At 28.6% G+C, this 24,882-nt stretch carries 28 protein-coding genes; 5 read left to right on the forward strand and 23 right to left on the reverse strand.

What is annotated here, in order from left to right; translation table 11 throughout:
* Positions 1-212 precede the first annotated feature (212 nt).
* The 5 genes from KHQ81_11915 to KHQ81_11935 form a co-directional block, all read right to left on the reverse strand.
* Positions 213-1,250: a lipoate--protein ligase gene (locus KHQ81_11915; protein QVK17549.1), complete on the reverse strand. Its 1,038-nt coding sequence runs from the start codon at positions 1,248-1,250 to the stop codon at positions 213-215.
* On the reverse strand, positions 1,201-2,868 hold the full coding sequence (lpdA, locus tag KHQ81_11920) for a dihydrolipoyl dehydrogenase (GenBank protein ID QVK17550.1): 1,668 nt from the start codon (positions 2,866-2,868) through the stop codon (positions 1,201-1,203). The genes KHQ81_11915 and lpdA overlap by 50 nt, the downstream gene beginning before the upstream one ends.
* Positions 2,869-2,973: 105 nt before the next feature.
* Positions 2,974-3,420 (reverse strand): OsmC family protein, encoded by a 447-nt coding sequence (locus tag KHQ81_11925; GenBank protein ID QVK17551.1) that lies wholly within the window; start codon positions 3,418-3,420, stop codon positions 2,974-2,976.
* A 136-nt stretch (positions 3,421-3,556) separates the two neighbouring features.
* Positions 3,557-3,985, reverse strand: coding sequence for a MarR family transcriptional regulator (locus KHQ81_11930; protein QVK17552.1), 429 nt, complete (start codon positions 3,983-3,985; stop codon positions 3,557-3,559).
* Positions 3,986-4,228: 243 nt separating this feature from the next.
* On the reverse strand, positions 4,229-4,762 hold the full coding sequence (locus tag KHQ81_11935) for a hypothetical protein (GenBank protein QVK17553.1): 534 nt from the start codon (positions 4,760-4,762) through the stop codon (positions 4,229-4,231).
* Between the two features lie 274 nt (positions 4,763-5,036).
* Between KHQ81_11935 and KHQ81_11940 the strand changes: the two genes are divergently transcribed.
* Positions 5,037-5,741, forward strand: a complete 705-nt coding sequence (locus tag KHQ81_11940; protein ID QVK17554.1) for a zinc-ribbon domain-containing protein — start codon at positions 5,037-5,039, stop codon at positions 5,739-5,741.
* A 114-nt stretch (positions 5,742-5,855) separates the two neighbouring features.
* Here KHQ81_11940 and KHQ81_11945 read toward each other — a convergent pair whose 3' ends face one another.
* The 13 genes from KHQ81_11945 to KHQ81_12005 all read right to left on the reverse strand — a co-directional run bounded on the left by KHQ81_11945 (position 5,856) and on the right by KHQ81_12005 (position 15,565).
* Positions 5,856-6,110, reverse strand: coding sequence for a hypothetical protein (locus KHQ81_11945; protein QVK17555.1), 255 nt, complete (start codon positions 6,108-6,110; stop codon positions 5,856-5,858).
* Positions 6,107-6,889, reverse strand: a complete 783-nt coding sequence (locus KHQ81_11950; protein QVK19628.1) for a beta-lactamase family protein — start codon at positions 6,887-6,889, stop codon at positions 6,107-6,109. The genes KHQ81_11945 and KHQ81_11950 overlap by 4 nt, the downstream gene beginning before the upstream one ends.
* A 174-nt stretch (positions 6,890-7,063) precedes the next feature.
* Complete coding sequence (locus KHQ81_11955) at positions 7,064-7,597, reverse strand: hypothetical protein (protein ID QVK17556.1); 534 nt, start codon at positions 7,595-7,597, stop codon at positions 7,064-7,066.
* Positions 7,598-7,875: 278 nt separating this feature from the next.
* Complete coding sequence (locus KHQ81_11960; protein ID QVK17557.1) at positions 7,876-8,181, reverse strand: hypothetical protein; 306 nt, start codon at positions 8,179-8,181, stop codon at positions 7,876-7,878.
* A gap of 510 nt (positions 8,182-8,691) precedes the next feature.
* Positions 8,692-9,147: a GNAT family N-acetyltransferase gene (locus tag KHQ81_11965; GenBank protein QVK17558.1), complete on the reverse strand. Its 456-nt coding sequence runs from the start codon at positions 9,145-9,147 to the stop codon at positions 8,692-8,694.
* 69 nt (positions 9,148-9,216) lie between these two features.
* On the reverse strand, positions 9,217-10,122 hold the full coding sequence (locus tag KHQ81_11970) for a dihydroorotate dehydrogenase (protein QVK17559.1): 906 nt from the start codon (positions 10,120-10,122) through the stop codon (positions 9,217-9,219).
* On the reverse strand, positions 10,115-10,804 hold the full coding sequence (locus KHQ81_11975; GenBank protein ID QVK17560.1) for a dihydroorotate dehydrogenase electron transfer subunit: 690 nt from the start codon (positions 10,802-10,804) through the stop codon (positions 10,115-10,117). Before KHQ81_11975 ends, KHQ81_11970 begins: the two co-directional genes overlap by 8 nt.
* Positions 10,792-11,616: an orotidine-5'-phosphate decarboxylase gene (pyrF, locus tag KHQ81_11980; protein QVK17561.1), complete on the reverse strand. Its 825-nt coding sequence runs from the start codon at positions 11,614-11,616 to the stop codon at positions 10,792-10,794. Before pyrF ends, KHQ81_11975 begins: the two co-directional genes overlap by 13 nt.
* Positions 11,603-12,751, reverse strand: a complete 1,149-nt coding sequence (locus KHQ81_11985; protein QVK17562.1) for a dihydroorotase — start codon at positions 12,749-12,751, stop codon at positions 11,603-11,605. The genes pyrF and KHQ81_11985 overlap by 14 nt, the downstream gene beginning before the upstream one ends.
* Before the next feature lie 24 nt (positions 12,752-12,775).
* Positions 12,776-13,198, reverse strand: coding sequence for an aspartate carbamoyltransferase regulatory subunit (locus KHQ81_11990; GenBank protein QVK17563.1), 423 nt, complete (start codon positions 13,196-13,198; stop codon positions 12,776-12,778).
* Complete coding sequence (pyrB, locus tag KHQ81_11995; GenBank protein ID QVK17564.1) at positions 13,191-14,114, reverse strand: aspartate carbamoyltransferase; 924 nt, start codon at positions 14,112-14,114, stop codon at positions 13,191-13,193. Before pyrB ends, KHQ81_11990 begins: the two co-directional genes overlap by 8 nt.
* A gap of 308 nt (positions 14,115-14,422) precedes the next feature.
* The gene (locus tag KHQ81_12000; protein QVK17565.1) at positions 14,423-14,908 is read right to left on the reverse strand and encodes a hypothetical protein; all 486 of its coding nucleotides are present in this window, start codon (positions 14,906-14,908) and stop codon (positions 14,423-14,425) included.
* Positions 14,909-15,118: 210 nt separating this feature from the next.
* Entirely contained in the window at positions 15,119-15,565 is a 447-nt protein-coding gene (locus KHQ81_12005) for an OsmC family protein (protein ID QVK17566.1), read from the reverse strand.
* Between the two features lie 210 nt (positions 15,566-15,775).
* Between KHQ81_12005 and KHQ81_12010 the strand changes: the two genes are divergently transcribed.
* Positions 15,776-16,840 carry a DUF3179 domain-containing protein gene (locus tag KHQ81_12010; protein ID QVK17567.1) on the forward strand — a complete coding sequence of 355 codons (1,065 nt, stop codon included), beginning with the start codon at positions 15,776-15,778 and terminating at the stop codon, positions 16,838-16,840.
* Positions 16,841-16,898: 58 nt separating this feature from the next.
* Here KHQ81_12010 and KHQ81_12015 read toward each other — a convergent pair whose 3' ends face one another.
* Entirely contained in the window at positions 16,899-17,000 is a 102-nt protein-coding gene (locus KHQ81_12015) for a YjcZ family sporulation protein (GenBank protein ID QVK17568.1), read from the reverse strand.
* A 235-nt stretch (positions 17,001-17,235) separates the two neighbouring features.
* Between KHQ81_12015 and KHQ81_12020 the strand changes: the two genes are divergently transcribed.
* Positions 17,236-17,787, forward strand: coding sequence for a hypothetical protein (locus tag KHQ81_12020; GenBank protein ID QVK17569.1), 552 nt, complete (start codon positions 17,236-17,238; stop codon positions 17,785-17,787).
* A gap of 76 nt (positions 17,788-17,863) precedes the next feature.
* On the opposite strand, the gene KHQ81_12025 is transcribed toward KHQ81_12020, so the two are convergent.
* From KHQ81_12025 to KHQ81_12040, 4 genes are all read right to left on the reverse strand, one after another.
* On the reverse strand, positions 17,864-19,669 hold the full coding sequence (locus KHQ81_12025) for a YcaO-like family protein (protein ID QVK17570.1): 1,806 nt from the start codon (positions 19,667-19,669) through the stop codon (positions 17,864-17,866).
* 537 nt (positions 19,670-20,206) lie between these two features.
* Positions 20,207-20,404, reverse strand: coding sequence for a cold-shock protein (locus KHQ81_12030; protein ID QVK17571.1), 198 nt, complete (start codon positions 20,402-20,404; stop codon positions 20,207-20,209).
* A 276-nt stretch (positions 20,405-20,680) separates the two neighbouring features.
* Entirely contained in the window at positions 20,681-20,980 is a 300-nt protein-coding gene (locus tag KHQ81_12035; protein QVK17572.1) for a hypothetical protein, read from the reverse strand.
* Positions 20,981-21,191: 211 nt separating this feature from the next.
* The gene (locus KHQ81_12040; GenBank protein QVK17573.1) at positions 21,192-22,733 is read right to left on the reverse strand and encodes a multicopper oxidase domain-containing protein; all 1,542 of its coding nucleotides are present in this window, start codon (positions 22,731-22,733) and stop codon (positions 21,192-21,194) included.
* 269 nt (positions 22,734-23,002) lie between these two features.
* Between KHQ81_12040 and KHQ81_12045 the strand changes: the two genes are divergently transcribed.
* Both KHQ81_12045 and KHQ81_12050 read left to right on the forward strand, forming a co-directional pair.
* Complete coding sequence (locus tag KHQ81_12045; protein ID QVK17574.1) at positions 23,003-23,305, forward strand: hypothetical protein; 303 nt, start codon at positions 23,003-23,005, stop codon at positions 23,303-23,305.
* A 159-nt stretch (positions 23,306-23,464) separates the two neighbouring features.
* On the forward strand, positions 23,465-24,808 hold the full coding sequence (locus tag KHQ81_12050; protein QVK17575.1) for an IS3 family transposase: 1,344 nt from the start codon (positions 23,465-23,467) through the stop codon (positions 24,806-24,808).
* Positions 24,809-24,882: the final 74 nt, after the last annotated feature.

Consider the following 24,882-nt stretch of genomic DNA (forward strand, 5'->3'; position numbering starts at 1 on the left):
TACCCCCACTTATTTTTTTTATTTAATTCTATAACTTGTGTAAACCAACAATAATGAATTCTATGGTATATTATAACATGCTAAGACATTATTGGCTATTATTTCCTTTTTAAATTTTCATGTTAAACTTATTGAAATTATCTTAAAAATAGGAGTTAAATGCTCTAAACATTTAACTCCTATTTATTAATTATCTTCTAATAAATGTTTCACTAAAAATTCCTATCATTTATCCAAGTTTGAATACTTTTAATAATTTCCTTATTATATGTTTCTTTCAAAGTATCTAATTTAGTTATTATATCATCTTTTGTAAATCGAATACTTTTTAATGATTTTTGAATATCTAATATAAGTTTCGAATCCATCGCATCAGAATAAACGACAACTTCTTCTATATAACCATCTTTTAGATTAAGTTTAAGTTCAATATCTCCAAAATTAAACCTGTTATAAAATTCTATTTCAAAATTAGGTGTATCACCATATCTCCATTTCCATGAAGCATACTTGTCATAGATATTTTTTAATTCATTGATATTTTCATCTTTTATTATATAACTACTAATATCTTCATTATAAGTCTCCATGAAACTTTCTACTAAAGCATCACCTAATCTCTCTATAGTTACTTGAGGGTTTATTTCTTGGAGATTAGCTACCCTAGCTTCAACAGATTTAATTCCCTTAGATTTTATTTTTTCTTTACTAACTTTTAGATATTTAGCTAATTTCATCATATCTGCAGCTACTAAAAGTGTCCCATGATGATAACATCTATCTTCATCATAATAAAATGCATTCCCAGAAAACTTTTTACCATTTACTAAAATATCATTTCTTCCAGAAAACTTAGCTTCTATTCCTAGTTTATTCACAGCATCTATTATAATTTGTAGTTGTTTATTAATATCATATAATTTATCTTTCATGATAAAGGTGAAATTTAAGTTCCCTAAATCGTGAAAAACTGCTCCTCCTCCTGAGAGTCTTCTCGCTAATTTTCCACCATCTTTTTCTAAATCATTCAAGCGACATTCTCTCCAAGGATTTTGATTTCTTCCAATCACAACAGTATTTTCGTTTTGCCATAAATAAAGAATGATTTCATTATCTTTTATTTGATTAAACAGTTCTTCTTCAAGAGCTAAATTATACCAGGGGTTATGTGTTATTGATTTAATGACTTTTAAGATTTTTTTATTCTGCAAAATGGAGAGCTCCTCCTTCAACAGATAGAGCACCTTCATGGATTACTTCTGCAGTTGTAGGATGTGCAAATATTGTTTCTGTTAATTGTTCTGTTGTCACACCATTTCTCATTGCCACTGTAAGCGTTGAGATTAAATCAGCAGCGTTAATACCTACAATGCTAGCTCCTATTATCTTCTTAGTTTCTTTATCTTTTATTATTTTAATGAATCCTCTGTCATCACCCATTGCTAGTGCTTTTCCATTTGCTGAAAAAGGAAACTTACCTACCTCAATAGCTAATTTATTTTTAATTGCTTCTTTTTCACTTAAACCAACTGCCGCAATTTCTGGATGAGTAAATATAGCACTTGGTACTGCTAGATAATCCATCTCTTTATCTTCACCCATAATATTTTCAACCGCAATGATTCCTTGATGGGATGCTACATGGGCTAGTTGTATTTTATTCGTTACATCACCAATAGCATAAATATGTTCAATATTTGTCTGCATTCTTGAATTTACTTTAATTCCTCTTTTACGATCATTTAGTTCAATTCCAACTTTTTCTACATCCAAGTTATCAAAATATGGTTTTCTACCAACAGACATCAACACTGTATCTACTGATATATATTTTTGTTTTCCATCTGATGTAAATCTTACAATTGATTTATTATCCTCTGTATCTATTATTTCCTCTACCTTAGATGAAGTATATAGTTTGATTCCTTTTCGTTTCGCTGCAGATGTCATTTCCCGAATAACATCATCATCAAGAACTTGTAGGATATTATCCATATATTCTACTACAGATACATCAACACCAAAGGATGCATATATACAAGCAAATTCCATTCCTATTACACCACCACCAATGATTGCTAATTTCTCAGGTAGTTTTTTCATTTCCAAAATTTCTTTACTTGTTAATATGTTTTTAGAATCAGCACCAGGTATTGGAAGAAGAGCTGGTGCTGAACCAGTCGCAATAATTATATTTTTACTACTTACTTGTATTTTTTTTGTCTTTGTCTCAACTTCAACTGTATTCTTATCGATAAATTTCCCAGCACCACTGATTACTTTTACATTATTTTTTTCCATTAGATAAGCTATTCCACCAACAAGCTTACTAACTACATTATTCTTTCTCTCTAATACTTTAGGCATATCCACACTAATATCTTTAACACTAAGTCCAAAATCAGAAGCCTTTTTAATATCGTTATATACTTCAGCTGAGCGTACCAAAGCTTTAGTTGGGATACATCCCCAGTTCAAACAGGTTCCACCTAAAGATTCTTTTTCAACAAGGACAACTTTAGCACCCATTTTAGCAGCTTTTAAAGCAGCCACATAACCACCAGGTCCACCACCAATGATTGTTATATCACAATCCATTTTTTCTACTTGTTTTACATCTTCATTCTTATTTGTCTCATTTTCTTCATCAGCTACATTAATCTTAACTAGTATATCATTCATTTTTACACTAGCACCTTCTGAAACTTCTATCGATTCAATAATTCCTGAACGACTTGCCTTAATAACCGCATTTCCTTTTTTAGTTTCTATGGATAATAATTCATCACCAGTTTGTACTTCATCACTAACATTTACATTTATTTTACCTACAGTCCCTAGCTTAGTACTCTTTACTTCTACTAGCATTTTAAACCTCCATTAATCTATAATTTTTATCAATTGTTTATTAAAATTTATTTATTAAAGAAAAAACTAGTTACAATTAACTAGTTTTTTCTAATGGAAATATTATTACTTTTCAATTGTTACTTTCGCTTTATCAAATTGAACTCCATTTTCTAAACTATCTCCAACAGGACATGTTTTTTCAATGAATTCAACAAATTCTTGTACTTTTTCTTCTGATGCATCACTCTTGATATGCATATTAAATCTTATCTTTTGGAATCCTTTTCTTACTTGGTCATTTAATCCTAGGAATCCATCAGTATCTAAGTCTCCTTCAAGTTCAACCCAGAACTCTTCTAAATTAATACCAAATTGTCCTGCAAAAGCACCAGCCACAATCGTTTGACAAGCACCTAAGCTACATAATAATGCTTCAACAGGATTCATCCCTGTGTTTGTTCCACCTAAACTCTCTGGCTCATCAAGTATAATTTTAAATCCTCTTGCAGAAGTCTCTACTTGAATCCCTTCTTTTTTCTTTACAACTGCTTTAAATGTCTCCATTGGCATATAAATCACTCCTCAAATATTAATAGTTAGTATTACAATCATTAGTATAGCAAACATTTGCATGCTAATCAACTATTTTAATAATAATTATTGCTAAAAAAAAAAGCCCTTTTGAGCTTATTATCGTTATTATATTTTATCCAATTTCTCCATTTTTACATAATTTATTTAAAACTTTATTAAAAATTTCAAATTCTTCATCACTTATTCCTTGTGAAAATAAAATACTCATTTCTTGAACTACAGGAAGTAAATCTTCAACTCTTTTTTTGCCTTTATCAGTTAGTATAATATATGTAACCCTTCTATCTGTATTTCCTTTTATTCTTTGAATTATTTCATCTTTTTCCATTCTGTCTAAAAGTCTAGCAACAGTAGAAGTTTTTAAGTCCAACTTATCAGCAAGCTCTGTCTGACTTAGTTTTTGGTATTTTTCTAAATTATACATAACTAACCATTGAGCCCTAGTAGACCCAGCCATTATTAATCTTTTATTTAGTGTATCAGCTAATTTTTTAGATACTTTATTGGTGATAAAACATACACAACTGTCAAGATCAAACATTTAAATCCTCTCCTTCTCACATAATTACCACATATTTATATTTCATTGAATCACCCTAAAAACTTAATAAGTTTAATATATTACTTAACTCATTCAACGTCACCAATTAATTTTTATCCATATATACTAGTATAACACAAAAGCACTGATATTTTCAGTGCTTTTTTATATAACTATTATTTTTAGACATTGATTTATAAATTCTCAATTGAAAAATACATACCTGTGAATTGTAAAATTGATTTACTGTATACCATATTTACCAGTAATTGGATCTTTAAAAAGAGGTATCTTCGGTGGATCAAATGTGAAAATAACAAAAGCGAAAATTAAAATTACAATCGCAATCAATGAAATAATGTTCACTTGTTTACTAACATCTTTATCAGAAGTCATTATTTTATATCCAATATACTGACTAATAATAACACTTATTATAAATATTGCGATATCCATAAAAAGACAGTTTTCCCCAATTATTCCTGTATATGTATAAAACAAAGATATTATTAGAAATATACCTAGATAAAATGAAACAGCCTTCGCAGTAATATAGTTATTATAATCTTTATCTAAGAAAATGTATTCAACAATAGAAAATAGTAATGCTGGCCAAAACAATAGCTTAAGATGCTCCCAGGTACTTTCATTTACTGCACCAAAAATACCAACCAAAGGATTATTACCTGACCATTCATACACAAAATGTAGTAAACTACCAAACAAAATAATAAATATTGTCCCTACAATAAACCATTTTTTAACGTTAGTTTTCATTAATCATCACCTCTTTAATAATATGATTAATTAACTTCTAATATGATAATATCTTCAATTCTTATTTTATACAGATTCTATCTCTCAATTCCTAATTTATAATTTAATAAAACTTAGTATATAACTATTACTCACTCTCAAGTAAAACAAAATAAAAATGCACTGTATTAACAGTACCTTTTTGTCATTATTTATACAAAAACAAGTTTTATTAAATTTATTATCATGATAAGACATGGTATAATATAGTAAAATGTATGTAAGAGGTGTTAATATGTATTGCAGTCAATGTGGAAAACAAATACCAGACGATTCTATTTTCTGTCGCTATTGTGGTACAAAAGTAAATGTGATTGAAGAAAGAAAAACAGAAAATCGATATGAAGTGAATGATGATGAAATTTTATTAACTTATAATCCTGAATTTCATGGTGGGTATGTGATTAAAAAATTAATACCACTTTTTATTTTTTTTAGTATCTTTTTCTCATTTTTAATTTCATTTATAAGAGGTTTTTTATTTGTTAGTGGAATTTTTATAGAATCAAAAACAACATCTATGTATGACCAATTACCAGGGTTTACACATAATTCATCTCCAAGTTCACCATTTCAACATTTCTTTCAATTTCAAAATTTTCTAATTGGAATATTCATCTCATTTATGTTAGTTATTGTATTCGGTTATAATATAACTAAAAAACGATATCAACATTCTGTCTATCAGTTTTATAAAGACCGAATGGAATATATTGATGGTTATTTTAATTATAATAAAAAACAAGTATATTATAAAAACATACAAGAATTATCTATGAGTCAAAGTGTATTTCAACGAAAATATTGCATAGGTAGTATCAGAATTACTACAAGTGGAGTGACCTATAGTAATAATCGTGCTTATTCAAATGGAATTACTATTTATGATTTAGGTGATATTGATACCGTTTATTCTGAATTAAAAAGACTAAATAAGTAATAATAATTTATTTAGGATGCTTAGGCATCCTTTTTCATTTATTATTTACTTTTCCTTTAAATATGTCAACACAATAGATAGAATGAGTAATAATATTAATGGTAAAATAAAGACTTAATTCAATAACTTTTCTATATCCATTTCACTTAATTCAGATATGATATAGGAACATCTATTATAGATTTTAGTCCATAATTCGCTTTTAAAGCAGTTCGTAAGAATAATGAGGGTTAAATCATCCTGAAGTGATTTACCAAGTAGTGCTCTATATCCAAAGGCACTACCATCATGAAAAACAATTTTCTTATTATTTCTATGACGAATTAACCAACCCATTCCATAATTAACTGGTGTGGTTTCATTTATCATATTTTTGTGGAAAAGATTTCTTCTATTACTCCTCCAGAAGATAATTTATCGTTATTAAAGACTTGACTCCAAAGCAATAAATCTTCAATATTTGAATAAATTCCCCCATCACCTGTTGTAAGAATGAGATGATCATCACAATAGTTAACATTATCTATTTCCTTATAAGCATATGCCTTATTTGGAATAATTGGTTGAAGTGGTGAATTTACAAAGGTGCTTTTCATATTTAATGGTTTAAATATCTCATGACTCAAAAACTGTGAAAAAGATACACCACTTACCTTTTCTACTAACATAGCAAGAAGTACGTAACCTGTATTAGAATATTGAAATTTAGTCCCTATGTGAAATTCTATCATATTATTTGTTTTGATATAATGATAGACTTTCTCATTGGTAACACCATTAAGAATGTCTTTATCTAAAAATACTTTAAAATAATCTCGTAAACCAGAAGTATGATTTATTAAATTGATTATTTTAATATCCTTATAATAATCTTGTAAATCTGGAAAGTATTCTCTAATACTGTCATTTATATTTACCAAACCTTTATCCCGTAACAACATGATAGCAGAAGCAGTAAATGTCTTTGAAACAGATGCAATGTAAAAATTTGTTTTTGAATTAATTTTCACCTGATTTTCTATATTAGACATACCATATGATTTCTTATATACAACTCCACCTTTATTTATCGCAACAGCTATTCCTGGTGCTAATGCATATTCAGATTTATAATCATTAATTAATTGTTGAATTTCGATTATTATAATCCACCCTCTTTAATATAATTTTCTATTGTTATACTACTTTTCAAGTATATCAAAAAAAGTGCTGTATTAACAGCACCCTGTTTACTTATCTCTCTATTAACTCCACTATCCTAATTACACTCTTTCAAAAACCACTATTCTCTTTTTGATTTAAGCGATTTTGATATTTAATACTTATACATCCCATGGGGTAAAAAAGCCTTCTGATTTAATGTATGGATAGAGATATTTAATATCAATATCACCCTCTTGTAAAGTTCCTAAGATCTTTCTAAATGCACATTCTTTACATAAAAATTCAATCTTAACTTCATTATCTATAACTTTCCAATTCCAAGGATCATTATCAAAAATTTCAGGTGAACACCAACTATATTGCGCTCTATTACCACAAGAACAATATTGATTAGCTTTTGGTAATATTCTTTCTAGATCATTAGCAAGTTCCTCACTAGCAGGTTCTTGTAATAACTCACTAAAATTATAATATACGTAACTATTAAATTTTTTCATGGGATGAATAAGGACAGCTTTATATTTGTTTTCATTTAGAACTTTATAAATTTCATGTTCAACACAATCTTTACAAACATACCTTTTAACACCTAGTTTGTTTCTTCCATCATTTCTTGTATCAATTATTTGAATTTCTTTTTTCAAAATTATTCTATTACATCTACTACATTCTATGTCTCTTTTAAAAATCATGAAAAATTCACCTCTAGATACATTATTATCAGATTCTTTAAAACTCTTACCATTCTTTTTCTTTATCTACATATGAGAATTCACCTATGAATTTTAATTAAACTAAATTTATATTTATTTAAAAGTCCTTAGCAAAATGCTAAGGACTAATAAGTATAAAATAGTCTTATAGACTAAGTATTCATTTGTATACACATAATCAACGCTGTATACTCGTTTTTATATTGTCAAAAAACAATTTATAAGATTTCAAATTTTTTTAAATATAATAATTCTTATTATTCAACAGTAATCGTTTTAGCCCACTTAATATAAAGGTCTTTATTATCATCTAATTTTTTCTCTAAGCACGCAAAGTTCAAAGTATAGTAATGATCTTCACCTTCCATTACAACTATCATATAGCCAAAGGTTTGATCACCTACAGTTGAAGTATAGTAAGCATACTTATAATCTAAATCATCTTTATCATATGTTTCTATAGTTGCAGTCTTATTAGAATTTTTTAACACTGCTTTGATGTAAGATTCTAAAGTTTTAATTCCAAAACGACTTAACTCTGTTTTAGACTCCCTATTAGCCATAAACAAATGGTCTTTCGATTCAAGATAAAATGGTACTTGAATGACTTCCTTTTCAACAAAAGACTTGTTTAATTTGATTGTTACACCTGCGCCTGAGAATGTTTTACTATTTGGTTTACAACCAACTAAAATTAAAGCACAGAAAAAACACTAAGTAATAATAATCTTCTTTTCACTTTAACTCCTTCTAAATATAATATTGTTTTAATGTTAGAAAATATAATTAAGTGTTATAACATTTGATTTTTGATATTTACTTAATTTTTAGATTATTAAACAAGTATCGTCAATATATAATAAATCGTTATCACTTATATTACATATTTAAGTATATCAAAAAAGCACTGTTATTACAGTACTTCTTCTAAATATTTCCAAAAATTTTTTTCCACATCTTAAGTAAAAAAAATAATCATTATAATAATTACATGAAAAACTTTATAATATCTATAATATTTTGATTTTAGTAAAACTCTATTTTTAAATAGTGATGTATTAGAATGATATGAATTATTTTAAAATTAATCGATATAATAGCTCACCATCAATAATTTTTCCTGTATCTTTAAAATCAAAATTTTCATAAAGACGTTTAGCAATTTTATTTTCTGAATCAAAAGATAAATAAATTTCATTACAATCTTTAATATCTTTCATTTCTTTTATAACTTCTCTTAAAGCTTCTTTTCCATATCCTTTGCCTTGATATTTGTGGTCTATCATAATTCTGCATATCTCATAAAAGTTGTTTTCATAGCAATATCCATACATTGTAAATCCAATCATAACATTATCATTATATATTGCTTTAGCAATCCAACCTTTTTGAATTTTTGATTGAGCAATAGATAAAGCATTTGAAGCAACAAATTCTTCACAAACAAAATGTTTATCCTCTTTATTTGTAGTTAAGAAAATGCATTCTATCCAGTTTTCTTTATTAATTTCTTTTAAACATATACTCATTTTCTACAGTCCTTTTTATTAATAGAATTATCTTCGTATTATCCTACAATTATGTATCATCCACATTTCTTAAATAATACCTCTTATCTCATCAAGAGATTTTATATTTTCTTCTAGCATGAAGTTTTCTATTCCATCAATAATATCTAATCCAATCCTTGGATTTATGAAATTTGCTGTTCCTACCTGAATACAAGTAGCTCCTACCATAATAAACTCTAATGCATCTTTATAATTTGTTATGCCTCCCATACCAAATACTGGTATAGAGACATTATGGCACACCTCATGAACCATTCTTAATGCGATTGGTTTGATTGCTGGTCCAGAAAGCCCTGCGTATGTATTTTGAAATATATTGCTTCTCGATTTAATATCAATTGCCATTGCTTTAAAAGTATTGACAAGAGAAATCCCATCAGCCCCCTCTTCTTCACAAGCAACTGCCATTTTGATAATATCTTCCGCATTAGGAGAAAGTTTTACAACAAGTGGGAGTTTAGTCGCTTTTCTCGCTTCTTTAATAACTCTTCTTGCGATTCCATCATTTATCCCAAATGCCATACCACCTTCTTTAACATTTGGACAAGATATATTTAACTCAATCATATCAATTTTTTCTTTGGATAGTATTTCAATTGCCTTTATATAATCCTCTATTGTTGAGCCACCAACATTTGTGATTTTTATTAAATCAAGATTTTCAAAGAAAGAAAGCTCATTTTGAATAAAGCCTTCTACTCCAGGGTTTTCAAGTCCAACACTATTTAACATCCCTGCGGCTGTCTCATGAATCCTATTACCTTTATTCCCCTCTTTTTTATGAAGCGTTAGTCCTTTACAGGATATACCCCCTAATTTTTCTATATCATAGATTTCTTGATATTCTTTCCCAAACCCAAATGTTCCAGATGCCATTATAACTGGATTTTTAAACTTAAGAGAAGAAAATTTCACTTCTAATTTATTACTCATTATAAAACACTTCCTCTCCTAAAAAGACTGGTCCATCCTTACAAGTTTTTTTATTCCCATGTTTTGTTTGACAAGTACATACAAGACATGCCCCAACACCACAAGCCATCCTTTTTTCCATAGAGACATAAACGATTGTATTAGATTCCTTCGCCATCTCAACAATCTTTTTCATCATCTCTTTTGGACCACATGTAAATATATAATCATACTTTGACACATCTAAATCATCTGTCACATTATTTCCAATTGACACATAAACATTATCTACTTGTTTTTTATATTCTTCTACTAAGATAGCCTTATCTCTAAAGCCTAAATAAACATCCACATTTTTAATTGTCTTCGCAGCGAGATATAATGGTGCAATCCCCATTCCGCCACCTACTATAGCAATTTTTCCTTGAATTTTAGGAAACCCATTACCATAGGGACCTTCTAAATTAATCTCATCATCTACTTTTAATTTACTTAATAGGGTTGTTCCTTTACCAACGACTTTATATAAAAAGCTAATGTAGCCTTCTCCCATATCATAAATACTAATGGGTCTTGAAAGAAGAGGATAGTTATCCCAAGCTCTAAGCATATAAAACTGACCCATTTTTCCTTTATAATTTCCACACACTTTAAGAAGGTACATATCACTACCTAAACAATCATTTGAAATTACCTTAGCCATTTTAATATATCCTCCTTCATCTTAAGTACTGCTTCTCGAGGATTTTCTGATTTTATGATTCCTCTTGATGAATTAACAATTCCACATCGATTATCCTTAAATAATATTGATAGATCTTTTCCACTTCCACCTTGTGCTCCATATCCTGGAATTAGAAAAAACATATTGTTGTGATTTTTACTAATTCCAACGATTTCTTTTGGGTGTGTACAGCCAACAACCCCTCCTATTAAACTAAATCCATAGTTCCCAATATATTTTTCTCCCCACTTATCTACTTGTTGTGCTACCTTATTATATAATAGTTCTTCTCCTACTTCTAATTCTTGAAAATCTTTTGAACTATTATTGGATGTTTTCACAAGTACAAATATGCCTTTATTTCCTTTTTCTAAATAAGGAAAATAGGGACTGATTGCATCAATTCCCATGTAAGGATTTACTGTGATAAAATCCGCTTCAAAATCTCCTTCAAAATGGGCTTTCGCATACATCTCACCAGTAGATGAGATATCTCCTCGTTTTATATCTCCGATACTTATAATCCCTTTTTCTTTGATATACTTCAACGTTCTACTATATGCCTTCAATCCCTCTATTCCTAATGCCTCATAACAAGCAATTTGTAGTTTATAACAGGCAACTAAATCAAATGTTTCATCAATTATTCTCTTATTAAACTGAAATATTTTATCTTCAACTGCATCTGAAGAACTTAATAGTTTCTCCGGTATATAATCTATTCTCGTATCTAGCCCTACACATATCGGTCCTTTTTTCATTACTTCTTCATACAATTTATCGATTATCATATAGGATGTCACCCCTTTTTATTGTCAACTTGATTTCTCCTAGTCCCTTATAACCATCAAAAGGATTATTCTTACCTTTTGAACTAAAATCATTAGTATTGATTTTCTTCTCTTTATTTAAATCAACAAGAACTACATTTCCTTCATATCCCGCTTCAATTAATCCTGATTTCAACTTTAATAGTCTCCCTGGATTATAAGACATCATCTCACTTAATTTATTTAAAGAAATATTGTAATCTTTAAATACTTTATTTACCATTGGAAAGGCAACTTCAATCAAAGAAATTCCTGGTGCCCCATTAAGTTTATCTTCCAAACTATGAGGCGCATGATCAGTTCCAATAATATCTATATATCCATTTTTTAACCCTTCAATTAACGTTTCATGATCTTTCTTATTACCAAATGAAGGATTTACTCTATAATCTATTCCATATGAAAATAAGTGATGGGGTGTTATCTCACACGTAAATTTTAATCCTTTAGTTTTATATTCTTTTATTGTCTCTAATGTTTCTTTACGACTAATATGACAGATATGGAGATTACCACCGATTTTCTCAAGTAACTTTAAATCTCTTTTTACAATATCAACTTCAGGTTCACAATGTGTTAGAATATGAAAATCATATTCTTTTGATAAAAGAAGCACATCCTTCATCATCTTTTCACTCAATATCGTTTTTCCATCATCAGAAAAAAGCATGGTGTATTTTCTCATCGATTCAATATTAACTAATTCTATTCCCTCTAAATTCTTTGAAACAGATGAGATTTGAATCACATCACATAAATTTAGGTCTTTACTTTTACCCAATACATATTTAATTATCTCTTTATTATCACAAACAGGGTTTGTGTTAGCCATGGCACAAAGTGTTGTATATCCACCCTTTAATGCTGCTTTTTGTCCTGTTTCTAAATCCTCTTTATAAGTATAACCTGGGTCCCTTAAATGCGTATGCATATCAATAAAGGAAGGAAGAAGGGTGTAACCTTCCCCGTCTATAGTTATACAAACACCCTTTAAATCTTGTCCTACTTTTTCTATCTTTCCATTCTTTATTAATACATCTCCATAGGTTGTTTTCAGTGCATCAACAATATTTACATTTTTAATTAATAAATCCACTATTTATCCTCCATTATCTATAAGTTACAACGAAGTAATAGCATCACAATATTCACATTTATATTCTTTCTTATCTTTATTTACCAATGTAAATTCTATTTCTTCAATCTGTTCAACTGTACTGACACATCTTGGATTCTTACATTTTAATATTCCTTTAACACTTTGTGGTAAACTTAATTTTCTTTTTTCCTTTATCTTTTCATTTTCTATAATATTAATCGTGATATTCGGATCCATAATTCCAAGTACAGTAAAATCAATATCAATTTCATTTTCTATTTTAATGATATCTTTCTTCCCTATTCTATTTGAATTAACATTCTTAAGTAATGCTACTGTATATTCTGCCTTATGAAGACCTAATTCTTTAAATATTTTATAACCACATCCTGCTTTGATATGGTCAATCACAATTCCTTTTTTTATACTATTTACATTAAGCATTGATATCACCACCTAATAATTTCATGATTAAAGCCATTCTTACATACATCCCATATTTCGCTTGTTTGAAATAAACTGCTTTTGGATTATTGTCTACTTCTCTAGCGATTTCATTTACTCTAGGTAGGGGATGCATGATAAGCATATCTTCTTTAGACTTTTTTAATTTATCTTCAGTAAGGATATAACTATCCTTTAATCTTAAGTACTCTTCTTCATTAAAGAATCTTTCTCTCTGTACTCTTGTCATATAAAGAATATCAATAGAATCAATTACTTCTTCTAAATTTTCTGTTTCATAATAAGTATGACCTTTTATTTCATCTTTAATATAATCTGGAATTCTTAGTTCAGTTGGTGAAATGAAGATGAACTTTGTTCCCTCATATCTTGCCATGGCTTTTACTAAGGAGTGTACGGTACGACCAAATTTTAAATCTCCACATAGTGCGATTGTATGATTACTTAAATCACCCTTTAAAGATTTAATGGTAAGTAAATCTGTTAGCGTTTGGGTAGGATGCTGATGGCCCCCATCCCCTGCATTAATGACAGGAATAGTAGAGAATTTAGAAGCTAGTTTTACTGATCCTTCCTTTGGATGTCTCATTACTGCGATATCAGCATAACATCCAACCGTTCTTATAGTATCAGGAATACTTTCACCTTTAGCGGTAGAAGAAGAGTTGGGTTCTGAAAAACCTATGATACTTCCACCTAATCTTAACATGGCAGCTTCAAAACTAAATCTTGTTCTAGTAGATGGTTCATAAAATAATGTCGCTAATAATTTACCTTTACATACCTCTGCATATTTTTCTGGACTTTCAATAATTTCTTGCCCTAATGAAAGAATTGAATCCAATTCTTCTAATGTAAAATCTTTTGGTTCAATTAAGTGTCTTCCTTTTAACATGTTTTCCTCCTTTATAGCCTCTCTGGACTATTTTTAAAGATAGTTTTAAATATCAAAAAAAGCCTTCCTAGTGACTAGGAAGGCTTAAAGCTAAACCAATTCATTAAAAAATATACTTAATCCATATCTAGTATTAAATATACATTTATTCATATAACAACCTTCCTAGCCTCTCTGGACTAGAATTAAAGATCTATTTAATTCTTAATGATAATAACATTAACTATTTCAAATGTCAATAGAAATCGAAAACAGGAATATTTTGTATACTAACATTTTTAACTTTTACTAATAAGAACAACTTAAGTTTAGAATTTATACCCATTAGCATTTCTTATTTCATTAATTAATTCCATTTGTTTACTAATATCTTTATTAGAATGTTTTAAAATATGTTCAATATCATTTGTGATTTTTAGAATCATATGACCATCAATATTTAATTTAATATAAATTAAATTTAAATTCCCCCTACTAATCTTATGTCTTCGTATATATTTAATATTCTTCTTTGCCTTTTTAGATAAATCATATTTGTAATTTTTAATAAAATGATTAATCATCTTCTTTTCTTCTTTATCTAATTTATGATCATCAGCATAACTAATTGCGATTGTAGTTGCTAATAGCCCTGCAATATATGATTCATGGTAAGACGTTTCATCTAGGGAATTTATTTCTATAGTTTTATCAAGAGAATTTGTTCCTCTATTTTTATCACCTATTATTTCAGAAAATACACCCTCTAATATCCCTCCTACTAATTCAATCACTATTTCTAATAAAAAATCCAAAAAGTATCCCTCCATTAATTTAATCATATCCCAAATACTGTATAAAATCATTATAACAGAAAATATCTAAATAATTTAGCTTTATCATATTTAATTTAATAAAAAGAGTTAAATACACTTAGCATCTAACTCTTTAATAGTTTTTAAACACCTCAAATTGAACATACAAAAGAAAAAACTAGTTACATGACTAGTTTTTCTAATATATTATTACTTTTCAATTGTCACTTTTGCTTTTTCAAATTGAACTCCATTTTCTAAACTGTCTCCAACAGGACATGTTTTTTCTATAAATTCAATTAATTCATTTACTTTTTCTTCTGAAGCATCACTCTTAACATGCATATGAAATCTTAACTTTTGATATCCTTTTCTTACTTCATCATTTACTCCAAGGAATCCATCAGTATCTAAATCTCCTTCTAGTTCAACCCAGAAGTCTTCTAAATTAATTCCAAATTTCCCAGAAAATGCACTTGCAACAATTGTTTGACAAGCTCCAAGGCTACATAACAATAATTCAACAGGATTCATCCCTGTATTTGTTCCACCTAAACTCTCTGGTTCATCAATTGTAATTTTAAAATCTCTTGCTGAAACTTCAACCGCTAATCCTTCTTTTTTCTTTGCTGTTGCTTTAAATGTTTCCATTGGCATATAGAATCACTCCTTAAATTATTATAAATATTTAATTAATATTAAACATTATTACAACAACTATATTTTTTGTATATAATTTTTTTTTATTCATTACGCTTATTTAAAACGTTACCTAAGGTAAACACAATATGTATCAATCCATTCTTATTATATCAAGATATATTTTATAACATATTTTATTATATAAAAACTTTTTAGGAGGATTTAATGATAAATCTGTATAATAATAGACAACAGTTAATGGTTCATACACAAAATTGGAAAACATATTGGAATAAACGGATTATCTCATTAGATGAAATTGTTCCTGTAAAACAACGAGATTCTATTCCATCTATTGATAATCCACAATTCGTTAATATTGATACTGCAAAAACTTATCTAAGTGATCAAACACCTGTAATCTCAGTTCAGTTAGCTGATGAAGCTCGTGCCTATCCGCTTGAAATCATGATGTGGCATGAAATTGTTAATGATACAATCAACGGAATTCCAATCACTGTCACATACTGTCCATTATGTAGTTCAGAATTTGTTTATTCAAGTGTTATAAATGGTAAAAATCTTCAGTTTGGAACTTCAGGATTACTAAGGAATTCTAATTTAATCATGTATGACCGTCAAACGGATAGTCTATGGCAACAATTTACTGGTCAAGCACTTATAGGTGATTATGTTAACAGAAGTTTAAACCCTATTCCATCAAATGTCGTTAGTTTTAAAAAATTTTATTCAACTTATCCTAATGGATTAGTCCTTTCTAGAAATACAGGTTTTATTAGAGATTATGGAAATAATCCTTATGTTAATTACGACCAAATTACGAACCAACCATTATTTTTTAAAGGAATAATTGATACAAGATTACCAGCTATGCAAAGAGTACTAGGTATACAAATTGGTAATAACGCATTAGCTTATCCGCTTTATATGTTACAAACCAGTCCAATTATATATAATACTCTAAATAACGTTGAGTATGTTATATTCTACAATAGTGGAATGTCATCAGCATTAGATTCACCTATCATCAGTGAAGGAAAAGATGTTGGAATGACTGGTGTTTTTATTCCCTATTTAAATGGAGAACGATTAAATTTTACAAAAAATTCTTTAAATCAAATAATTGACACTAATACCAATAGTACATGGAGTATTCTCGGAAAGGCTTTATCTGGTCCATTAAAGGGTATCCAACTGACACCCTTGGTTCATGGGGATGTATTTTGGTTTGCATGGTCTTCTTTTTATCCAAATACATCTTTAACTTGATCTAGTTAAAAAAAAACTACTAAATGAAATTCATTTAGTAGTTTAAAGCTAGTTAATATTAGCAACCATACCCACCATGACAGCATGTGCAGCCGATAATAACAAGTAATATAAATAATACTAAAATAAAAGATGAACAATAACCATATCCACCAGACATTATATATTCTCCTTTCAAATTGAATTTATTATATCTTATTCAAGTTATTTTAAATTGCTTGTGATAAAAGCACATTAGTAAAGAAAATGTATAAATACCCAATCAAAACATAATTATTATATATATTATTTAGACTATTACATTTGCCCTTTTTTAAATAATAGGTTAATTCATTGAACTGAATAGACTGATTAATCATAAAATACATTGAAAAACCACAGAAAGAGGTTCAAAAATGGAAAAAAATAATATGTATCAATGTTCTATGCAACCAACTGGGTATTCTATGCAGTGCATGACTCCTAAACAACCTGTTCAACCTATGAACAGTATGCATTCTATGCAGTCTATGGATTATAAACAGCCTGCTCAACCTATGGATTGTATGCAGCCTATACAATGTATGGATTCTAAACAACCTGTTCAATCTATGGATTGCATGCAACCTATGCAATGCATGACTCCTAAACAACCTGTTCAACCTATGAACCCTATGCATTCTATGCAGTGCATGACTCCTAAGCAACCTGTTCAATCTATGGATTACATGCAGCCTATGCAATGCATGACTCCTAAACAACCTGTTCAATCTATGGATTGCATGCAGCCTATGCAATGCATGACTCCTAAACAACCTGTTCAATCTATGGATTGCATGCAGCCTATGCAATGCATGACTCCTAAACAACCTGTTCAATCTATGAACCCTATGCATTCTATGCAGTGCATGGATTATCAATGTCCTATGTATACTATGCCAAAAAAAACCTATTATGATGAAGAATAAATAACTATCATAATTAATTTTAATAAGTTTTAGAGCGTATTTTGTCATACGCTCTTTATTTTTATCTATTTAATTGTTATATTATATTCCTTTGATCAATAAAATTTATATTATAAATATCTTTTAATACCATATAAACCTGTTTTAGATTTTGATATGAACAGGTATTTAATTTAGGACATTTATCACATTGCCAACAATGTAATAAACCAAATTGATTAAAAATTAAATCTGGTTGATTAAATTTTTCAATTACATCATTAATCATATTTTTAGGATAAAAATAAGCTAAAGCATTAATACAATCTTGCTTACTTAAATGATTTATCTTTGTTCCCATATAATCTCTTACACATTTGTAAAAGGTATAGATTTCATGATTAAATTTATTTACAATCATATAACTTAAATAGTTATCTAATATATTATATGCTTTTTTAAAATTACCCACTTTATAATTTAACGCCACTCTAAATAAATCAATTGATTGATAATACCAAGGATAAGTATCTTCAATATTAAAACTTAGAAACTGAAGGATAGAGCCTTCACCATGAATATCATATTTATCCATTAAACCTATTAGTTCAATAATACCATCATCTGATAATTTATCAATATTTCGTATTGATTGTTTAATCTTTATATAGGCTACATATTCATCCAACGTTTTAAAATCATCTATTTTTTCCACTTCACTAAATCCAGGAACAATCATGTGATAACTTGGGAAACCTAAATAAGAAACATCACGTACAAAAACATGGTAGTTTTCTCTTCTTAATAAGTTTAATAAATGGATCATCATATCTTTGTTGGATGATTCTTTTGGCATACTGTAATCATTAAAAGGATAACTATAATTTTTTGAAAAAAATTCACTTTGATAATAACCAGATCCATTAACTAGAATACCCATCAAATTTTTATCTTCATCAACTATTGGTGGATTGTATGAATACTCTTTTATCCCCATCATTTGATTTACATCTTGACCTTGAAGTAATTCAGTTAATGTTCTTTCCATCGCTATTTCCATTTGTGGATGAGATCCAAATTTAACAAAATAATGTTGATTATCTCGATTAATAAATATTGCTCCAACGACTGGATAGTTTTTTCCCAATGAACAATCTTTCATAATAACTTTATAATTACCTTTTTGTTCAATTCGAGAAATCATATCCATAATTCTTGGGCACTGTTTCAAATATTCTCGTGGAATTGTCGGAGGACATATTTTTTCTAACACTATTTTTCTATTTACATACCGTTCAAACACTTCTGAAAGTCCTTGGACTAATGCTTCTTCAATCGTATTTCCTGCACACATGCCATTAGACATATACATTTTAGAAACCATTTTAACAGGAATATTAGAAATATTTTTAGTCATTAAATTTAAATATGGAATTGTTACTAATTCATTAGGGGTATCTTCATAAGATATCATTTTCCATCTATTAAACAATTTTTTAATATCTGTTTTATTATCTAACAATGCCATTTGAATCTGTGTCCATTCCTCGTTGAGTATTAAAAAATCTTTTATACTTGTATATCTCTCATCAGGGGCATAGAAAAAATGAAGATAGTTTAAGGCACCTGGTCCTAAATCAATCGATAATCGATAAAAGGATTGATTCTGTAACCTTTCCATTAACTCTCCATAAGCACTAGCTAATGCATATTCAATAGACGTCCCTTTTCCATTCGTTGCTAACTTTGTCCCCCTAATAGAAACACTAAGAGAATAATATCCATCTACAGAATTTTTCCAATTTGATTCAATAGGTATTAAGTTATAACTATATAATATATTTTTTATTTTATCAACAGTATTAATCGGGGAATCATCTTTATATTTAGTCTCATTAAACATCTTAACTCCTCAATTCACAAATATTTACTTATGTTAATAATATACTATCACTTATAACAATATATTCTATTTAGAACAGTTCAAGTTTTGATGATATATTTATAATTAAACTTATTTATAAATATTAAAAAATGGTCCCTATAGAAACCATTTTTTTATTCTCATTATTTTAATAATTATTATTCCACCAAAAAAGCGCTCTAAATGTAGCGCTTTTTTAGTATATCTCTATATATTTTTACTATTTGTTTGTTTTACCAACTTTATACTCCATGAAAAGCAAATTCAACACATGTGAAATAAAGGTAAATCCAACTATTTAAGTAATCATAATATTAAAAGAAATATATAAAAGAAAAGGATAATTAAAAATAATTCAGTATACATCCAACATTCACTGTGTGAAGGTCATAGAGTTAATAAAGTTTCTTAATTAATCACTATATTAATTTCCACATCATTGAAAATTATAGTTTATCTTTAAGTGAATTTTAGCCATACTTATAAAAATTATATTCAATTATCATTATCCACAAATTATAATACTCTTACGTTAACTGCTTGTGGACCACGTTGACTTTCTTCTACTTCAAATTCAACACTTTGCCCTTCTTCAAGAGACTTGTATCCCTCTACTTGTATTGCTGAGAAATGTACAAATACGTCTTCGCCATTTTCTCTTTCAATGAACCCAAATCCTTTTTCACGATTAAACCATTTTACTGTACCAACCATTGAATCCTACACCTCCTTTTACATTTAATAGATTAAGCATATAAATATTAGTAATGCTTCTAAATATATTATGTAAGTATCAAGAAACTGTTATTCATCCTTCATCATTATTATACCAAAAACTGGACTCGATTTCAGCGTTTTTTTAACAATTATCTTTATAAATTTCAATTTTATGGATTTGATGATAAATATAATCTTATATTATTACATTGTCTATTAAAAAGATGAAATGATATTTGGTATAAAAAAGATTCCCTTTAATAGTTCTATACCTTACATTTTACCCATTTTACTTAGAAAACTCATGGCCATATTCAGTGCATTCGTTAACTCTTTTTCAATTTTTTCTTTATTCTTTTCTTCAGTACCTTCTTTTACAGTTAATCTACAAATATTTTTACCTATTTCTAATTTAATAAAATCATTTTTAAGTATACCCATTGCTTTTTGTTTAATCATCTTTCTATTTTTATCTTCATGCAGGTAACTTTGAAACTGTGGATTAACTGCTACTAATATTCTTTTTACCTCATCAAATTTAACATAGCTAATAAATTGATTTGAAATTGCCATACCAGTTTCATTCCTTTCTATTATAGAAATAAATCACTTTTCCTATTTATTATACTATTTATTTGCTGTGTATTGAAGATTTTTTATTACATCTTTTTCATCTTTTTAAGTTTTTCTGACATTTATCTAAATTAAAAATCTTTATGATTATAGATAAATAGTTTTTTATGAATTATAGGTTGATATCATTTTGTTCTATACAAATTTACTCTTAAGAGCTACTAACAATTTCGTATGGTCTCATCATTTCATGATCCTCATGTTCTAATATATGGCAATGCCAAGGGTATAATCCAGAAAATGGGCCAAATCGCATAATTATTCTTGTCATTTCACCAGGATTTGCTCTTACGGTATCTTTCCATCCCTTTTCATTTAAATCAGGTAATTCTACTGGTCCAGTAGTTAATATTTTTCCTGTTTTCTTATAGTGTTCGACATCAAAAGGCTGTCTACTGATGATTTGAAAATTAACTAAATGAATGTGGATTGGATGAGTGGAATTTGCTAGATTAATTAAATTCCAAACCTCTATACTACCTAATTCTGGTTTTATAGTGATTGGATTATCCCACCTTTTTCTATCAAGAAGAAGTAATGCTCTTCCATATTGATCTGTTTCCCTAACAAGCGTAAGATTCCTTTTTAGTTTTGCGTTTTTCTCTTCCAAAGGAATTATTGTACTTAACCTATTAGGAATCCTACAATAGTCAATACCAGAAAGTGGAAGAGATACTCTAAACTGCATAATCTGACCATCGGTATTTAAATCTACAGATTTTCCGCTTGGATATGGTGAAGGAGCATCATTAACAAATACAATATTACGCCCATCAAATTTAGAAAAATCTATTATAACATCGGCTCGCTCCGCTGGTGCTAACAAAATTTGGTTGGTTATAATTGTCTCTTGAAGAAGACCTCCATCAGTTCCTATTTGATAAATTGGTTGCCCTGAAGAAAGACTTATTCGATAGAATCTTGAATTAGAACCATTGATTATACGAAATCGATATTTTCTTGGTTCAACCTCTAAATAGGGCCAAACCTTTCCGTTAACTAATATATTCTCACCAAAAAAATCAGGTACTACAGATGGAAAAACATTTGCAACAGGTGGATTTGGTTCTGTTGGGTAATAAAGAGAACCATCAGCATTAAAGGTTCTATCTTGGATAAGCAAAAGTGTTTCATAGCTTCCTTTAGGAAGATTAAGACATTTTTCTAAAGGACCCCGAATAATATAGGCTCCCGCTAATCCTGCATAAACGTTAAGACGGGTTATACCAATAGCATGGGCATGATACCAAAGCGTAGACCCACGTTGATTATTAGTATAATCATATATTTTTCTAGTAAAATAAGGTCCTACTTCTTTATATCCTTTTGTAAACCATGCTTCAGGATAACCATCACTATCCGGTCTCACAACTCCACCATGTAGATGAATTACTGTTCTAACTTTAGGTTTATTTGATTCAGCTCCGTGTACTGTCGTATCAACAGGAAGTAAATGTCTATCTTGAAGGTCGTTTATCCACTTCACCTTAATCCACTCATTACGATTCACCTCAAATGTAGGTCCTGGATAATGCCCATTGAATCCCCATACTGTTGTTTCTGGCAAATCTCTATGGAGTTTTTGCTTAAATTGTTGCATTCGCACTTCATAATAAGGTACTCCATCCATTTCACCTGTTGTCTTTAATGTTTTAATGATAGGAAGTTTGTCTACAAACTTGGATAAAATCATTAAATATCTCCTTTAATTTAATTATATAAAATAATATGTTTTGTTTGATTGCTTTATGTGTAAGGAAACTTTGCTACCATTTTTTTATTCCTTTTCACCAACCTAGTTACCCTGATTCCAAAGTCAAAAGATATTTTGGAGTCCATTCTATTAGCTTAATTTCTGATTCCCAAATAAAAATCCACCTCCTTCTTTCTTACAAAAGAAGAATTGCTATCAATATAGATATACTATATAATAAAAATAAATGAATGATGAGAGGTGTTTTTATGAGAGAATATATTTATGTATTAAAATTAATACCTAGACTATATTATGAAAAAAATTGGACAGCTGATGATCAACAAATTGTTACCGAACATTTTTTGAGATTAAAAAGATACTGTGAGGAAGGAAAAGTAATTACTGCTGGTAAAACAGATAGAGAAGATAAAAAAGGTTTTGGAATCGTAATATTTAAAGAAGAAAATGATGAAAAAGCAATTGATTTTATGAAACAAGATCCTACAGTAAAGCATGGTATAATGAATGCTGAGGTTTTTCCATATAGAACGGCCTTACTTCAGAAATAACAAATAAATCTCACAAGTATTAGTTGGTATTTTATATTTAAGTTAGAAAAAGGTGCTTAACTGATATTATACCTATATAGTAGACACGAAATAAAAAAGTGTTGGTTATGTAGGTATTTTATTTTATAATAGAGAAAGTTGAAGACGGGAGTAATAATAATGAGTAAAATAAGTATTAAAGAATATATTAAAGAACATCGTCAAGAATTGGAACAGAATCCTAATGTGCTTAAGGTAGGTAAGATACTTCAATATACCCCTAAATTTAAGATTAAGGCTGTAGAGATGAGAAAACAAGGATATCCAATGAGGGAAATATTCGAACTAAATAAACTACCATTTAATAAAGATAAAAATGATATGTATGTACTAAAGTGGATAAAGCAATATGATGAACAAGGAAAAGAATCCTTCTATAAGAAAAATAGAGGTCGTAATAAAAATGGCAAATCAGGACGACCAAAGAAAGAAATAGAATTATCTAGTGATGAAAAAGTACTGATCCAAGAGAAATTAATAGAAGTCCTAAGAAAAGAAAATGAAGAATTAAAAAAAGAATACAGGCTAGGAAAGGAAGTGAAACAAAGCGGAAATGAGTTTAAAATTAAGCCTACTCAAGATATTTTCCGTTATATACATAAATTAAAAGATCAAGTTAAAATATCCATTGAGTTATTATGTAAATATTATGAAGTATCTCGATCAGGTTATTATAAGTGGGTTAAAACAATACCTAATAGACAAAAAAGAGAAGAACAGGATTACGCTGATTTTGTAGTTATAAAAAAAACATGGTTAAAACATAATAAGAAGCATGGATACTTAAGAATAAATATGGATTTAAAAAACGATGAAGGCATTGTCATGAATCCTAAGAAGATTTATAGACTAATGAAGAAATATGGAATACGAGCTGAAATACGTAAGGTAAACCCTTATTTAGGGATTATGCAGGCAAATAAGGAACACAATTATTTTGAAAACAAATTAGATAGACAGTTTGATGTTAAAGAGCCAGATACTGTATTTGTGACCGACATAACTTATTTAATCTATGGTAACCAAAGATATTATTTATCTGTCGTTAAAGAGCTTTGTACGAGAGAAATAGTGGCTTGGAAGCTATCTAGAGGATTAAGTTTAAATTTATCACTTGAAATAATTGATCAACTTGTTAAAAAATACGGAAAGAAAAAGTTGAAAAACACCATGATTCATTCAGACCAAGGTGTTCATTATACAAATCCGTCATATGTAAATAAATTGAAAGAATTAAATATAATACAATCTATGTCTAGAAGAGGTAATTGCCTGGATAACGCTAAAATGGAAACATTCTTTGGTCATTTCAAAGATGAATGTGATTATCAACAGGCTAAAGACTTTTATGAGTTATATAAAATTGTTGATAACTATATGAGATATTATAACTGTAAGAGATATCAATGGACATTAAATAAGATGGCCCCTACTCAATATAGAAACCATCTTAAAGCAGCTTAATGAAATTTTTACTTTTTTTATTTCTGTCTACTTGACAGGTGTAAGTTCATAACAAGCACCTTTTTAATTATTTT

Source organism: Mycoplasmatota bacterium, assembly GCA_018394295.1.
Lineage (GTDB): Bacteria > Bacillota_I > Bacilli_A > Haloplasmatales > Haloplasmataceae > JAENYC01.